15 protein-coding genes are annotated in these 15,295 nt (G+C 59.0%); 12 read left to right on the top strand and 3 right to left on the bottom strand.

What is annotated here, in order from left to right:
- The first annotated feature begins 10 nt into the window (after positions 1-10).
- Genes R1T45_RS19700 through R1T45_RS19660 form a run of 9 tightly spaced genes read left to right on the top strand, consistent with a single transcriptional unit; the run spans position 11 to position 10,693 of the window.
- Positions 11-967: a tripartite tricarboxylate transporter substrate-binding protein gene (locus R1T45_RS19700; protein ID WP_317390025.1), complete on the top strand. Its 957-nt coding sequence runs from the start codon at positions 11-13 to the stop codon at positions 965-967.
- Positions 968-1,027: 60 nt separating this feature from the next.
- Complete coding sequence (locus R1T45_RS19695; protein ID WP_317390024.1) at positions 1,028-1,603, top strand: hypothetical protein; 576 nt, start codon at positions 1,028-1,030, stop codon at positions 1,601-1,603.
- Positions 1,603-3,207, top strand: coding sequence for a tripartite tricarboxylate transporter permease (locus R1T45_RS19690; protein ID WP_317390023.1), 1,605 nt, complete (start codon positions 1,603-1,605; stop codon positions 3,205-3,207). The genes R1T45_RS19695 and R1T45_RS19690 overlap by 1 nt, the downstream gene beginning before the upstream one ends.
- Positions 3,207-4,031: a universal stress protein gene (locus R1T45_RS19685; RefSeq protein ID WP_317390022.1), complete on the top strand. Its 825-nt coding sequence runs from the start codon at positions 3,207-3,209 to the stop codon at positions 4,029-4,031. Before R1T45_RS19690 ends, R1T45_RS19685 begins: the two co-directional genes overlap by 1 nt.
- Positions 4,032-4,042: 11 nt before the next feature.
- Positions 4,043-5,569: a sulfatase-like hydrolase/transferase gene (locus tag R1T45_RS19680; protein ID WP_317390021.1), complete on the top strand. Its 1,527-nt coding sequence runs from the start codon at positions 4,043-4,045 to the stop codon at positions 5,567-5,569.
- Positions 5,566-6,993: an FAD-binding oxidoreductase gene (locus tag R1T45_RS19675; RefSeq protein ID WP_317390020.1), complete on the top strand. Its 1,428-nt coding sequence runs from the start codon at positions 5,566-5,568 to the stop codon at positions 6,991-6,993. The genes R1T45_RS19680 and R1T45_RS19675 overlap by 4 nt, the downstream gene beginning before the upstream one ends.
- Positions 6,994-8,130, top strand: coding sequence for an alpha-hydroxy acid oxidase (locus R1T45_RS19670; protein ID WP_317390019.1), 1,137 nt, complete (start codon positions 6,994-6,996; stop codon positions 8,128-8,130).
- The gene (locus R1T45_RS19665) at positions 8,123-9,073 is read left to right on the top strand and encodes a formylglycine-generating enzyme family protein (RefSeq protein WP_317390018.1); all 951 of its coding nucleotides are present in this window, start codon (positions 8,123-8,125) and stop codon (positions 9,071-9,073) included. The genes R1T45_RS19670 and R1T45_RS19665 overlap by 8 nt, the downstream gene beginning before the upstream one ends.
- A 9-nt stretch (positions 9,074-9,082) precedes the next feature.
- Positions 9,083-10,693, top strand: coding sequence for an alkaline phosphatase family protein (locus R1T45_RS19660; protein ID WP_317390017.1), 1,611 nt, complete (start codon positions 9,083-9,085; stop codon positions 10,691-10,693).
- Positions 10,694-11,219: 526 nt separating this feature from the next.
- Here R1T45_RS19660 and R1T45_RS21055 read toward each other — a convergent pair.
- On the bottom strand, positions 11,220-11,666 hold the full coding sequence (locus tag R1T45_RS21055; protein ID WP_025052422.1) for a MarR family transcriptional regulator: 447 nt from the start codon (positions 11,664-11,666) through the stop codon (positions 11,220-11,222).
- Positions 11,667-11,752: 86 nt separating this feature from the next.
- Between R1T45_RS21055 and R1T45_RS19655 the strand changes: the two genes are divergently transcribed.
- Together R1T45_RS19655 and R1T45_RS19650 are read left to right on the top strand one after the other, a co-directional pair.
- A complete protein-coding gene (locus tag R1T45_RS19655) occupies positions 11,753-12,175 on the top strand; it encodes an ABA4-like family protein (RefSeq protein ID WP_209219683.1) in 423 nt (140 codons plus the stop codon).
- Between the two features lie 30 nt (positions 12,176-12,205).
- Positions 12,206-12,718, top strand: coding sequence for an ATP-binding protein (locus tag R1T45_RS19650; RefSeq protein ID WP_317390016.1), 513 nt, complete (start codon positions 12,206-12,208; stop codon positions 12,716-12,718).
- Between the two features lie 128 nt (positions 12,719-12,846).
- Here R1T45_RS19650 and R1T45_RS19645 read toward each other — a convergent pair whose 3' ends face one another.
- Positions 12,847-13,395, bottom strand: a complete 549-nt coding sequence (locus tag R1T45_RS19645) for a hypothetical protein (RefSeq protein ID WP_317390015.1) — start codon at positions 13,393-13,395, stop codon at positions 12,847-12,849.
- Between the two features lie 78 nt (positions 13,396-13,473).
- Between R1T45_RS19645 and R1T45_RS19640 the strand changes: the two genes are divergently transcribed.
- A complete protein-coding gene (locus tag R1T45_RS19640) occupies positions 13,474-14,067 on the top strand; it encodes a Crp/Fnr family transcriptional regulator (protein ID WP_317390014.1) in 594 nt (197 codons plus the stop codon).
- A gap of 192 nt (positions 14,068-14,259) precedes the next feature.
- Here the strand turns inward: R1T45_RS19640 and R1T45_RS19635 are convergent, their stop codons facing one another.
- Entirely contained in the window at positions 14,260-15,249 is a 990-nt protein-coding gene (locus tag R1T45_RS19635) for an alpha/beta hydrolase (protein ID WP_317390013.1), read from the bottom strand.
- Between the last annotated feature and the right edge of the window lie 46 nt (positions 15,250-15,295).

Here is a 15,295-nt window from a genome sequence, read left to right as displayed (position 1 = left end):
GGAGGAAACCATGAAATTCGCGAAGATTAAGAGCGCCGCTATCGCACTCGTCGTTACTACAATGGCCACAGGCACCCAAGCGGAGGGCTGGGAGCCACAAGGTCCGGTCAAGATGATGATTGCCTTTGCCGCCGGCGGCGGGGCTGATACTCTCGGCCGCCTGCTGGCAGAAGAAATCAATACACGCTACGGTTGGGAAATCATTCCTGAAAATGCCGAAGGAAAGGGCGGTCTAACCATGGCGACTGCTCTAAAAGGCGAACCTGCCGATGGCCATTCGATCGGCGTGACCGTATCCGAGGCTACGACCTACGCTATTCAAGCGATGCCGAACCCCCCCTACCAGCTTGACGATTTCACCTATCTCTCGACCCTCGCGGGCACACAGATGGGGGTCATTGCCAAGCGTTCGCGAGGCTGGGAAACGCTGGCGGACGTGATCAAGGCGGCCAAGGCCGGAGAAAGGATCACTGTTGGAGCTATGAGTCAGCGGCTGGCCGACGCCACCTATGTTCTGGGTAAGAACAACGGGATCGACTTCACCACGGTCATGACGGGCGGCGGCAAGGCCAGTCTGAATGCCGTGGTGGCCGATGACGTCGATATCGGCTGGTCTGCCGGCGCGCAGACCGCAGCGGTGAAGGCGGGCGAGATCACCAATCTTGCCAGTGCCGAAACCGAGCCGCTTCTGATGCAGCCCGATGCGCCGCAGGTGCAGGATTTCAATCTTCCCTACGATTTTGGTGTGAAATTTATCGTCGTTGCGCCCGCGGGCATCCCCGAAGAGGCGCGTGAAACCTGGCAGCACCACATCGCCGAAATCCTGAACGACCCGGAGAGCAAGCTGGCGCAATTCACGAACAAGGCTTTCGCCGGACCGGTCGTGGTGCAAGGCGCCGAGTTGGAGGCGCTCATGCAGGAAAGTTACGATGCTGCCTCCGGGCTGCTCGACGCCTCGGCCGAGTAATCCTGCTCTGTGCGGCCGACCTAAAGGTCGGCCCATCCCCAACCACCTGGAGAAACCGTGATGCTTTCACGCAAGGTCGAAATCTGGCTCGCCTTGGTCTTTGCTGTCCTTGCTGCGCTGACCGCGTTCGTCTGGGCTCCGCTCGACAGTGATACCGCCGCCATCTATGAATTCCGCCGGCAGCTTTCCATCGGTGACGCGATGCTGCCGACAGTCGCCGGTTGCGGGATCTTGCTGTTTTCGTCGGTTCACCTCGTCCTGCAGCTGCGCCGGCAGCAGGATGCAGATGTCGATCCGCCGTTCGACCGCCTGACCCTGGTGTTCTTCGTGGTGTTCGGTGGTCTCGTGGCTCTGTCGCTCATCCTGATGTACTGGGCCGGTCCGCTGGCCTTGGCGCTGCTCGGACCCTCGGGTGACGAAGCTGCGACCTACCGCCAGATGAGGTCAACATTTCCCTGGAAGTACATCGGTTTCGTGCTCGGCGGGTTCACCCTCGTCTTTGGCCTGACTTCGCTGATTGAAGGCCGGCTTAGCTGGGTGCGCTTCATCAGCTCGGTTCTCGCCGTGCTGGGACTTATCCTCATCTTCGACGTGCCTTTCGACACCATCCTCTTACCGCCGAATGGAGATTTCTAATGTCCCCGTTGGAATATGTCTGGGCCGGTGTGCTGGCCGTCTTTGCCGGGCCCGTCGCGTTCGAGATCTTCGGCTTCGACATCCCCCTGACTGTCCTGATGGTGTTTGGCGGCTTCCTCCTGGGCGTCGTCGGCGGTGCTACACCCGGACTGGCCGGACCTTTCCTGATGGCAGTTTCCTTACCGATTTTGTTGTCGATCTTCGGCTTCACACCGGACGCGCTGTTGCCGGTACTGGGTTTTCTCGTCGGCGTGATGAAAGGCGCAACGGTCGGCGGCGCCGTACCGGCAATTCTGTTCAATACACCCGGTACGCCGGATGCGATGATGACCACGCTCGACGGTTATCCGATGGCGCGAAAGGGCCAAGCTGGCAAAGCTCTCAGGACCGCACATTTCGCCTCGGTGTCCGGAGACACGTTTTCTGATCTCGTGCTCTTCACCTGCGCACCGTTTCTCGCGATCATTGTAGAAGCCTATCTGGGCTTCGGCGAAAAGGCAGCGCTCATCATTCTCTCTATGGCGTTCATTTCGGCCGTGGTCGGCGTGTCGCCCATGAAAGGCATGATTGCTGCCTTTCTGGGGTTGCTGGTCGCATCAATCGGTACCGGCGAGGATTTTTATTCCCGCCTTTCGCTGGGTACTGAGGTCCTGGCATCTGGCGTTCCGCTGATCGCCGCCGTCATGGGTGTGCTGATCCTCGGCGAAGTACTGGTCGCTTTTGAGAATCTCTGGCGCGAGCAGCGCTCGCAAGTACAGGCTGAGGAGGTGGCCCAGTCCAGCGACAATCGCCTAAGCTGGAAAGAGTGTAAGGCATTGATGCCCTTCATCGGTATCTCGGCTCTCGTCGGAACAATCATCGGCGCCCTGCCGGGCATCGGTTCGACTCTGGCGGCGACGCTCGGCTATGCCACAGGCCAAAAGATTCACAAGGGCCCAGTAAAATTCGGCCAAGGCACGCCCGAAGGCATAGCCTCTACCGAAGCGGCGAATAGCGCGGTGTCCGGCTCCAACCTAATTCCTGTTCTCTCACTCGGCATCCCCGGCAATGTCGGAGCGGTCTTTATCATACTTGCCGCAGAATCGATAGGCGGTTTCAATCCTGGGCCGACTGTCTTTCGGTTCACGACATCAGAGGTGAACCCGGAACTGGTGATCGCCTTCGGTCTCTTCACCGCGATGATGATAGCCAATCTGTTCAACTGGGTGATCGGCGGTCGAATCATGGCAGCTTGCGGTATAATGTCGAAGATACCAAGCCAGGTGCTTCTGCCGATGGTATTGTTGCTGACCCTTACGGCGATCTATGCCCAAGAAACCAGTTTCACTGCCGTCTACTTCGCGCTGGCCTTCGCCGTCCTGGGTTATCTCCTGCGTAAGCTGAGGATCCCGACGCTACCCTTCGTTATTGCTTTCATACTGGCAAGCAACCTCGAACAAGGGTTACGGCAAGCCTTCGCTGTCTCGGGGGGCGATCCATGGTTCCTGTTCAAGAGCCCAACGTCGCTGCTCTTCCTCGCCTTATCGGTTGCCGTTGTTATCTTCTTCTCTCGATCCAAAAAAACCGAGGCCAACAAGGCCGTCGAAGCAGAAAGGGATGCCTGATGGCTGTTAAAAATATCCTCGTTGCCGTTAACAAGAGCACAGGTTCCAGTGGCGCTGTTGAAGCAGCCTTTCTGATGCAGGCAAAATACGACGCGCATCTGACTGGCATGCTTGTGCACTATGGTCACCGTGACCGGTTCACGGCTGAAAACTGGGTGCCGGGCAATGTGCGCACAATCATGGACGATGGCATTCGCCAAAAGGAAGAGATGGTGGAAAAGGGCTTTCGTATCGACGCCGAGGGTCGGGTGCCGCCGAACAAGCTGCATTGGCTGGCGCTGAGCGGTGAGCCGGACGATACGCTCGCCAAATACGTCGTGATGTACGACGTGGCGATCATGGGTCCGAATGCCCGCAAATCAGATCCAGCAATCGATCTGCACCCTGAACGGGTAGCGCTGAAAAGCGGCCGCCCGATCCTCGTAGTGCCCTCGCCCTTTGACCCGGCCAGTCTGGACAAGCGCGCGGTCGTCGCGTTCGACGGGCGCAAGGCCGCCTCGCGGGTGATCCACGACGCGATGCTCTATCTCGAAACCAAGTCCCAGGTGGACATCGTCAGTTCCGGGGACAGGATGCACAAGCCCGCCAACAGCATTGGCGCGGTCGATCTCTTGGCGCGTCACGGGGTCAGGGCGGACCGGATCCGCTTGCCCGGCGGCAGCCGCCATTTCGGCGAAGAGCTCTTGGCCTATTGCGACAAGGTCGATGCGGGCGTTCTGTTTATGGGCGTCTACGAGCAGGGCATCTTCCGCGAGGAACTGCTCGGTGGTCTGACTCGCCATGTGCTCGCTAATGCCACCATTCCCGTCATGATTTCCTACTGAGGAGGCGTCCAGTGGCCCAGCCCAATTTCCTGATCATAACCGCCGACCAGCATCGCGGCGATTGCCTTGGCGTCGAAGGCCGCGCAGTTCGCACGCCGAACCTCGACCGCATGGCGCGGGACGGCACGCGCTTTACCGCAGCGATTTGCCCGGCGCCGGTCTGTCAGCCAGCGCGCGCCTCGATCCTGACGGGACAGTTGTGCCGGACGCATGGTGTGCATGACAACGGGATAGACCTTGACGAGGATACGGGCGAGCGGGGCTTTGCAGGGACGTTGGCCCGGGCGGGTTATGACACCGGCTATTTCGGCAAGGCACATTTTTCCAGCTATGACGCGCGCGAGCCTACCGGACGACCCGAGTCGATCCTGTCTTCGGTCGATTTCGGCCCCGAATGGACGGGTCCTTACATGGGATTTGGCCATGTGGAACTCATGCTTTCGGGTCCGTCCAACCATCCGCCGCTGGCCCCGCCTGAGGGTTTGCATTACGAGCATTTTTTCCATGCCGACGGGCACGGAGCCGAGAAAGCGCAGCTTTATCGCGACGGCCGCGGCGATACCAAGGGCGCCGGCCAGACGTGGCATTCGCAATTGCCGACGAACTGGCACTACACGCCCTGGACAGCAGACCGCGCGATGGAATGGCTGCGACACGGCCGCGACACGAACAAGCCGTTCTGCGCCTGGATCAGTTTTGTCGATCCTCATCACCCCTTCGACTGCCCCGAGCCGTGGTCCCGCCTGCACGACCCGGCCCAGGTCGACCTGCCCGAACATCGAACCCGCGATCTTGGCAATCGCCCATGGTGGCATCGCGCCGCGGTCGAGAACAAACCGGAGGGCGATGCGGCCGAGGTTGCCGTCAGGTCGAACTATTCCAGAATCGAGCCGCAGACCGACAATCAGCTGCGCGAGATCATCGCCAACACCTACGGGCAGATCGCCTTCATCGACGAACAGGTAGGGCGCATCATGACCCTGCTGAAAGACTCCGGCCTCGGCGAAAACACCATCGTCATCTACACGTCCGATCACGGTGACTGGCTGGGCGACCACGGGCATATCCTGAAAGGCCCGATGCCCTACGAGGGGCTGTTGCGCGTGCCGTTTCTGGCTAAGGGTCCTGGTGTCCGGAGCGGGGCGGTGGTGGCCGAGCCCGTCTCGACCCTCGACATCGCCGCGACGCTCTATGACTATTCCGGTGTCGCGCCCGGGCTTGAACAGCACGGCCAGTCCCTGCGCCCGCAATTGGAGGGTGATGCGCCACGCGCCTTCGCGATGATGGAATGGGAACTGTTGCCCAACCGCGTCGGCGTTGCCCTGTCGCTGCGCACGGTGCGCACCCGGGACGCCAAGCTGACGATGGACCTGCGGTCCGGCGCAGGAGAGATGTACGATCTGGCCGCTGACCCCAGCGAGATTACAAACCTGTTCGACGACCCGCGCCGTGCCAGCCTACAGGACGAGTTGATGGGGTATCTGCAATCGCGCCCGAACGACATCGGGCCAAACAGAACACCAGTGGGGCCGGGATGACAGGTCTGATAGACCAGCTTTCCGAAATCGTCGGCGCGGCGCATGTGTTGACCGAGTCCGACGCCGAAGGATACCTGACCGACTGGACCGGGCATTGGACCGGCACGGCGCTCGCGGTGGTCAGACCGGGCAGCACCGCAGAGGTGGCGGCCGTAGTCAAGCTGGCGGGCGCGCAAGGCGTGTCGGTGACCGTGCAGGGCGGCAACACCTCGGTCGCGGGCGGCAGCGTGCCGGGACAGGAGGAGGGCGGTCTTTTGATTTCGTTGACACGGATGAACCGGATCCGGTCCATCGATGCGCGGGCTCGCACTGTGACCGTCGATGCCGGCGCCGTCATTCAAAGAGTACAGGACGCAGTGGCGCCCGAGGGGCTCGACTATCCGCTAATGTTCGGGGCCCGCGGGTCTGCCACGATCGGCGGCGCTTTGGCCACCAATGCGGGCGGCTCCAACGTTCTTCGCTATGGCAACGCCAGGGATCTCTGTCTCGGTGTTGAAGCGGTGCTGCCCAACGGCGAGGTCGTTCATGGCCTGACCGGGCTGCGCAAGGACAATACCGGCTATGACCTCAAGAACCTGCTGATTGGTTCGGAAGGCACCCTCGGCATCATCACCGGTGCCGTGCTGAAACTGTCGCCGACGCCCAAGTCGCGTTCCACTGCCTTTCTGGCGGTGCCCGACTTGAAGGCGGCGCTGGATGTTCTCAACGCGTTGCAGGATGCATCGGGCGGGCTGGTGGAGGCTTTCGAATGGCTCCCCGCTGAATCAATACGCGCCATCCTGCGCCACCACAGCGCCCTGCGCGCGCCGCTTGACGATCTGCCCGAACACGGGATCCTCGTTGAACTGGCCTCGACACGGCCCTCGGATGCCGAGACCGACGAGACCGGTACCGTCAGGCTTGATGCGTTGATGCTGGAGGCAGTGGAAATCCTGATGGAAGCCGAACTGGTGACCGACGGTTTCTTTGCCACCTCCGAACAGCAACGTATCGACCTATGGTCGCTGCGCGAGGCGGTTCTGGAAACCATTCAGGCTGAGGGGCACTTCCTGACGCTTGATGTCTCTCTGCCGCTGGCGCGCGTGGCCGAGTTCGTCGGTCGTGTTGCACCGCTGGCCGATACGGCCCATCTGCGTCCGCTTCTGGTCGCGCATCTCGGAGACGGTAACGTCCATTACGCGGTGGTCGCCGCCGAGGGGCACGACTGGGACGCGCTGGACAGCAAAGGGTTCGGGAGGCGGGTAGGCGACATTCTAACCGAGCTGGGCGGATCCTTCAGCGCGGAACACGGGATCGGGCGGACCAAAGTCGCAACGCTGGCGGCGCGGAAAGACTCCGCCCAACTCGGCCTAATGCAAGGCATTAGACAGGTCTTCGATCCGCTCGGCCTGCTCAACCCCGGTGTGATGCTGAAGGCAGGTTAAATGGCGACATACGAAGCAAAATACCCGGCTCTCAGCTACCTGATTCCGCGCGCCCGACGGCGGATGCCGTTCTTTGCCTGGGAGTACTTGGCCAGCGGCACCGGGGCGGAACGGCTGGTCGGTGAGAACCGCGCAGCAATGGACCGGGTCTTGCTGCCGCCTAAAGTGGCGCAAGGCCGCTATCATCCCGACACCAACACCAGCCTTTTCGGACAGCACTACAGCGTGCCGTTCGGCGCCTCTCCGGTCGGGATGTCGGGCCTCATCTGGCCGGGCGCCGAACTCATCCTGGCCCGCGCAGCGCGGGAGAATGGCTTTCCCTATACGCTCAGCATGGTTGCCAACGAGACGCCTGAAGCGGTGGCGACGGCTGCTGGCGAGAATGCTTGGTTCCAGCTCTACCCCTTGAAAGAGCCCGAGATCGAAGACGATATTCTGGCCCGTGCCGCTGCGGCCGGCATCCGGACCCTGGTGGTTACGCTGGACGTCCCGGTCGGAAGTCGCCGCGAACGCCAACTGGCAGCGGGCCTGACGGTGCCTCCCAAGGTCACGCCGCTGAGCTTCTGGCGAGTCGCGCAGCGGCCCGTCTGGGCCCTGGAGACCCTTCGGCACGGTCAACCAAGGTTCCGGACGCTGGAAAAATATTTCCCCGCTTCCGCCATGGCTGACAGCGCCAAGATGGTAGGCACGATCGTCGATGGGCGGCCCGACTGGACCACCGTCACCCGGCTGCGGCAGCAATGGCAGGGCAACCTTGTGGTCAAGGGATTGCTGGGCACGGAGGAAGCTGAAAAGGCCATCGATTGCGGTGTGGACGGAGTGATTGTGTCCAACCACGGTGGACGGCAGTTCGATGCCGCGCGGGCGTCGATTGACGCGCTTCCCGAGATCGCGGAAAAAGTGGCGGGTCGGGTGCCGGTCCTGTTTGACAGCGGCGTGCTCTGGGGGCTGGACATATTGCGAGCGTTGTCGCGCGGAGCGGATTTCTGTCTGTTGGGCCGTGGGTTCCTCTATGCCGTCGCAGCGCTTGGCAGTAGGGGAGGCAACCATGCCTATTTTGTCCTGAAGCAGGATCTTGAAAATAACATGATACAGATGGGCGCCAAAACGCTTGAGGAGGTGAAAAGACATGGGTGATAGTCTGACGACAGACAAGGCCTGCTGTAGCCCGTCGCGCGAATGTTCTTCACCTCGCGCCGCCGCGCGGTTCGCGGGTCGCGCCACCGAAAGAAGGCTGGCCGAACATGCCGTGGTCATTCCGGGTGGCACTGCGCTTGTGGGCACCGACGCACCGCAGATTCCGGATGATGGCGAAAGCCCCCTACGTCGGGTCCGGGTGCATGACTTTGCGATGGGTGCGATTGCCGTCACCAATGCCGAATTCGCCGATTTCGTTGCGGCGACAGGATATGTAACCGAGGCCGAAAGGTTTGGCTGGTCCTTCGTATTCTGGGCGCAGGTGCCCGAAAGCCATGGCCCGACCGAAGGCGTAGTCGCGATCGAATGGTGGCGCCGCGTCGATGGGGCAATCTGGTCCGTGCCGAACGGGCCCGGCACCGAAGACGTCTGCCACCCCGATCATCCTGTTGTACACGTTTCGTGGAACGATGCCCGAGCCTATTGCAACTGGGTCGGCGGCCGGTTGCCAACCGAGGCGGAATGGGAGCACGCCGCACGCGGCGGGCTGGGTGACGTGCCCTTCCCCTGGGGAGACGCCGCGCCAAACGACAGCGATTTCATGCCCTGCAATATTTGGCAGGGACGATTTCCGGAGCTAAATACAGCGCGGGATGGTTACGCCACGACGGCGCCTGCACATTCCTTCCAGCCGAATGGCTATGGTCTTTACAATATGGTCGGAAACGTCTGGGAGTGGACTTCGGATAGCTATCGTATCCGGTCGCTGAAGAAGGTCGTCAAGAAGCGCCTAAGCGAAATGAAAGGCTACAAGCTGTCCAAGGGTGGCTCGTTCTTGTGCCATCGCAGTTATTGCTATCGCTACCGCATTGCGGCTCGCTCGGGCACCTCGCCGGACAGCGCAACAACCCACCACGGCTTTCGTGTAGTTTGGGACAGGTGAGGAATCAACATGGCCAAAAACGTCCTTTTCATTATGTGCGACCAGCTGCGCTTCGACTATCTCGGCTGCGCTGGGCACCCATTTCTGAAAACTCCCAATATCGACGCGCTTGCCGCGCGCGGGGTCCGGTTCGACAAAGCATATGTTCAATCGCCGATCTGCGGTCCTTCACGCATGTCGACCTACACCGGGCGCTATGTCCGCTCACACGGTGCGACTTGGAACAATTTCCCCCTGCGTGTTGGGGAAATGACAATGGGTGATCACCTCGAACCGCTTGGCGTGCGTACGGCGCTCTGCGGCAAGACCCACATGACAGCCGACATAGATGGCATGAGGCGCCTCGGGATCGACCCGAAATCGGACAAGGGCCGCCGCATCGCCGAATGCGGGTTTGAAGTCTGGGACCGGCTTGACGGACTGCATCCGACGGGTGGTAAGGTCCCGAGCCATTACAACGACTACCTCCGCGCAAGGGGGTATGACGTGGAAAACCCTTGGGAAGATGCGGCCAATTCCGCCGAGGACGCAGAGGGCAATATCCTGTCCGGCTGGCTCTACGAAAATGCCGACAAACCTGCGCGGGTGGCTGAAGAACATTCAGAGACGCCCTATTCCACGACGCGAGCCATGGAGTTCATTGAAAATGCCGGAGAGCAGTCCTGGTGTCTGCATCTCAGCTATATCAAGCCGCACTGGCCCTATATCGTGCCCGCGCCCTACCATGACATGTACGGGCCCGAACACGTCCTTCCCGCAGTCCGTTCCGAAGCAGAGCGAGCGGACGCGCACCCGGTACTTGCCGCCTATTTCGAGCACCGTTTTTCCCAGGTTTTCACCCGCGACGAGGTTCGAAACCGGGTGATCCCGGCCTATATGGGCCTGATTGCCCAGATAGACGCCCAAATCGGCAGGCTGATGGCTTGGCTCGATAAACGGGACATCACTAAGGACACGCTGATCGTCTTCACCTCCGACCATGGCGATTACTTGGGAGATCACTGGCTGGGCGAGAAGGAACTATTTCACGATGCTTCGGCGCGGGTGCCGATGATCGTCGTCGATCCTTCCGCCGAGGCCGATGGGACGCGCGGCCAAGTGCTGGATGATCTGGTCGAGTCCATCGATCTTTTGCCAACCTTCGTCGACTGGTTTGGTGGAGAGACGAGTCCTCATATTCTGGAGGGGCGCTCGCTGCTGCCCTTGGTGCGCGCGGAGCAACCTGACTGGCGTGAGGTGGCCATCAGCGAATATGACTACTCCATGCGCCGCGCGCGCCAGATCCTAAACCACCCGGTGAGCGATTGCCGGCTGGTCATGGTCTTTGACGGACGTTGGAAATACATCCATGCTGAGGGCTTTCGCCCGATGCTCTACGACCTCGCCACCGATCCACAGGAGCTTATCGATCTCGGTGACGCCCCCGAACATGAGGGGCAGCGCCAAAGGCTTGAGGCTCATCTGAACCGTTGGGCGCGCGGTCACCACACCCGGGTGACGGTTCCGGACAAGCGCATCACAGGCCGGAAGGGTGGTGAATTGTCCAAGAGCGTGATTATCGGGTTCTGGAACACGGCTGAGCTGGAAGAAGCACTGGAACGCGGCGCCAGCGGAAACTGACATGTAGAATGGACCCTCTGCCGATCCCCACCGGGCGTGCGCTTCAGCTTGCGTTGCGCGCATCGACCTCCAATCGGACGGTACCGCTTTTTGAATGGCGATTCATTGCGCAGAGTGTCGGCATTCGCCGCGCTTGTCGCCCGGGCGTGAAAGCAGTCTGCGTCCAGCCGGCCACGTTTGCGGCCCTTTAAGGCTCAATGGTCAACCTCTACATTAATGCAAGTTTTGAATGCGGTAGCCAGAAATGGAAATACCCCTTAACATCGAAATCTGCGCCGCTTGAATTGCGGCTTTCAAATGCTCTCAATGTTGGGGTTGCGGTTGCAACGACAGTTCCCCCCTCGTCGTCACGCTTCTGCTTGCGGCCCAAAGCCGCCATCCGCCCACTAAGCGAGATGCTGCCGTCGCAGCCAGCACAGCCGACATTCGCCGCGACCGCGAAATTTGAACAAGCTCGAACCTAAAGTCTGCGGACGAAGTGAGCTTTCGCTGCGGATGCGCAAGGCTGCTTACCAAAGGCCAACTTCTAAGTCAGATTACCAGGGGCATCTGCGATCAAGCGATGAAGCAGGCCGGACAGCTGCTCCAAATCTCCCTCGGTCCAGCGGTCACGAAAAACATAGCCTGCCTGTTTTGTGAATGTGACACGCGCCTCGTGAACTTTCTCCAACCCAGATTCGGTCAGGACTACAAATGCCAACCTTGCGTCCCTTTCGTCCGTTTGTCGCGCTACCACCCCGATCTTCTCCAAGGGCGCTGCCATACGCGTTACCGTCGACGCGCTCACGTGCATCCGCTTTGCAAGTTCGACACGGGACAGGCGATGTAGCGGCGCTTGTTCCAAGTGCATGAGGAGAAAAACCTCGTTCACCGAGAGACCGTGGACTGAAGCGAAATCGCCCGAAAGTCGTGCTTTGATCTGATCCGCTGATTGCAGAAGGCGAAGAGTATTTGTGAGGCATAAATCATTCATGTAGACAATGTATACATATTGCTTGCGGACGCAAGCACATTGCAATACTGGTGCGCGAATTATCCTGATCAACAATTGGTGACGTCATGGACCTTGAAATTGTTTTCTCTATTGCTGGCTTACTTGCGATGGCAGGCTGGCTTGTTTTGCTCGCATCGCCACTCATTCCACATTGGTCTGACCTGATTGCTGGTCATGTCATTCCGACCTTGCTCTCATTGGGCTATGTCACTCTCGTCCTCTTTTTTCCATCAAATGACGGCGGCGGATTTGGCAGTCTCGCCGAAGTTATCGACCTGTTCGCGAACCCAAATGCGATGATGGCAGGGTGGGTGCATTATCTGGCGTTTGACTTATTGATCGGAGCCTGGATGTGCAGAACGTCAAGGCGCGATGGTCTGAGCTTCTGGCTTGTCGCGCCCTGCCTTCCATTCACGTTCCTTTTTGGTCCAGCAGGTTTCCTTGCCTTTTCAATCGTTCGCATCTTTGCGCCGAAAAAAGCGACCTAAACTGGTTCAAACCAAAGAAAGATTTTTTCTATGCATGACGATGACACACAACACATTCACCTGATTTGCGGCTCAACGGGCGCGGGCAAAACGACATATGCCCGCGCGTTGGCCAACAGCAACGGAGGTGTCGTATTTTCGATCGATGAATGGATGGTATCCTTGTTTGGGGAGGACGCACCGGACGCCTTGGACCCCGCATGGATTTTTCCACGCGTCCATCGTTGCGAGGCGCAAATGTGGGCAATGGCATTGCAGCTTGGCAAGTTGGGTGTTCCGTCGATCCTGGACTTTGGGTTTCAGCGGCAAGAACACCGTCAGACGTATGGCAGACTCGCGAAACAAGCCCAGTTTACGGCAAAGCTGCACGTCCTAAATGTCGATGCTTCAGAGCGCTGGAAACGTATTGAGGCGCGCAATACCAACCAAGGTGAGAGCTTTCATATGGAAATCACACGCGGCATGTTTGACTATATCGAAACGACTTGGGAACTGCCCAGCGATGATGAGGTGGCCTCAATGTCGCTGGCAGATTTGGAATAGCGTCTAACAATTACTTCATAGAGCGGTCGTTCGTACAGCATGCAACGTCATGCACTTTGGGCTCGAAGTCGTCGTTAGCTGCAGTGAGCGCGGAGGTCTGCTGGGCGCCCAAAGAAGTCATTGCTCATTTAAGCGCAATCGCCCGCCTTTGCCCAGCGCGACCAGAGGAGCCCGGTGAGAACCGCCAGGCTCACCGCCAAAGTTGTAGTGACCGATTTGAGAATTGTCGCCGCGCTTGTGGCATAGACAACGTAGTCCGCTAAGTCTGGCCAACTTAGAATGATCGCCACAATTCCGAGATTCTCGATATAGTCGAACAGCCCGCTGCCGACCGCAAGGAAAGCACCGAGATGCATGAGCCTTCTGTTTGGCATGCGGCTCCCAAACCAAAGAATTGTGTTGCTTAGTGTCATCGCGAGCAAGACCGGATAAAGCATATCCAAAGGTATTTGATGTGAGAGATAGTATTCACGCCCATCAATGCCCAGAGCCTCGAGAAACGTGGCTGCATCTGAAGGACTGTAGCCGAACGGACGCATGTCGAAGGGCCGCTGTCCAGAAATGACTTCGAGGTGAGCGAGTGTGACGCTGACCATTACAAAATAAACGGTGGCGGCCAGTATCGCCGCAACAATTGCGATTTTTCCGACGCGCGCTGGAAGGTATCCGTTCTTCATTCTGTGGCCTCCTTGTTCTGAGCCACACATGCAATCAGACGAAGCCACCCGCATTATCATTTGATAAGGCTTGCTAAGATGGATCTGAGAACATTTCTTACACAATCACCTGATCTGTCAGAGGAGGCCTGCGAGGAATTTGTGACTCATTGGAAGCAGAGACGCTCCGACAAGGGCGCGCACATTTGCCGCCAAGGACAACTTGAAACAGGAGAGTATGTAGTCTTGGCAGGGTGTTTGATGAGCAGTATTTGTGATGAAGAGGGCAAAGAAGTGTGCGTGGGGTTCTACGTTGGTCCCTGTGTCGTTACGCCGAACATTGCGCGTACGCGGGATGGGGTGTCGCTCGTATCTATTACGGCGACGACTGATGCCTCTATAGCCAGGATCGACAGTAATCGACTCTTAGATCAGATGGTCGCGTCTCAGCACATCCGAGATTGGGCAAATTCGATCCTACGAAATGCTCTGAGTGAGAAAGCACAGCGGGAGTGGTGCCTTGCAGCTCTTGGCGGGGCTGAACGGCTCAACTGGTTTCGCCGAGCTTTCTCGGGCTATGAGGCCATATTCACACACACATCCATCGCATCCTATTTAGGGATGACACCGGTTACGCTGAGCCGCCTGCGGGCTCGCGAAAAGGCAACCGCCAAGTCCAAACCGGCGGGTTGATGCGTTCGGACAAATTGTGGCTTTCGGACTACGGATAACATTCCACCTCAAGGGCCTAAAGCCGCCAAGCGGCAGTGCGACAGGCGCGGCCTACCGCAATCGCACCGCAGTAGGGAAATATGTTCGTCCGTCAGCATGATGCTGAAGAGGACCGCATTGCGCCGTTACATTGCAGCGCGAGTCGGATCGGTCTCAGTTCTGCAGGAACTCGCAAGTCCGAATGACAGCATCTTGGTCTTCAATGATATCCAGATGACCGGTTTCAGGAAGGATTTCATAGGCACCGTTCTCGGTTACCGCCGACATTACCGGCTCGAACAATGTAGCTTCGAAGGCTTCATCATCGGCACCCGCCAACAAGAGAAAGCGGGGCAACTCGGCGATATCAGCAAGGTAGTCATCGCGGGGGGCAAATGAGGCGTTCAAGCGATAGCTATAGCTGGTCGTCGCCGTCGCACCTTGCGGACCGTCCAATACATTTCGTGGAAACCGAAACTGAATAACCGTCAGTCCGTTCAACATCTTGAGGCCAATCTTGTTTAACATTGTCAGACCGATCATCCGGCGCACAAGAACATGGCTCCATCCCCCGGCTTCGTCGCGCATGGTCGGGGCGTCATATTTCAGGAAAGGGGTCAGCAGCACCGCCTTGCTGAGCAAGCTCCCATGATCCCCACCGGCAAACCGAACGACAAGCCCGCCTCCGCTGGAATGGCCAATCATGTATACCGGCTGCTCGGGCCGCCTATAGGCCGCGATTAGATCCGCCAGATCGTCTTCGAACGCCCCGATGTAGCCGACATCACCTCGTGTCGCGGGCGCTACGCCGTGCCCCCGCAGATCAGGCAAAAGAACCTCGGAGCCACAATGCTGCGACAGATAATCCGCGACCGGGATGTAAGCCGCACCATGCCATCCCGATCCATGCAAAATGACGGCCAAGGGCGCGGTAGGAGCAGCAGTTGGGAAATGCCGCAAAGGCAAGTCTGCTCCGTCCCGAGCACGATAGGCTATCAATTCGCCTGTCGTGTTCTGCTGATCACCTTGGTAAGTGAGAGACGTGAATTTCAGCGTTTCGCCGGGGGCAATCGGGGTGGGCCACTGCGATAGAATAAGACCCACCGCGATCATCAGATAGGCTGAGACCGATAGAGTGGCGAAGACCACAATCTTCTTTAGCATTCTATGCACGTCGGGCCCCATGGATTGCCACCCCGCCACTATAAAC

This window comes from Sulfitobacter sp. LC.270.F.C4 (assembly GCF_032922545.1).
GTDB classification, from domain to species: Bacteria; Pseudomonadota; Alphaproteobacteria; order Rhodobacterales; family Rhodobacteraceae; genus Sulfitobacter; species Sulfitobacter profundi.
The sequence above is the reverse complement of the archived record's forward strand: the minus strand, read 5'-3'. Positions and strand labels throughout refer to the sequence as shown.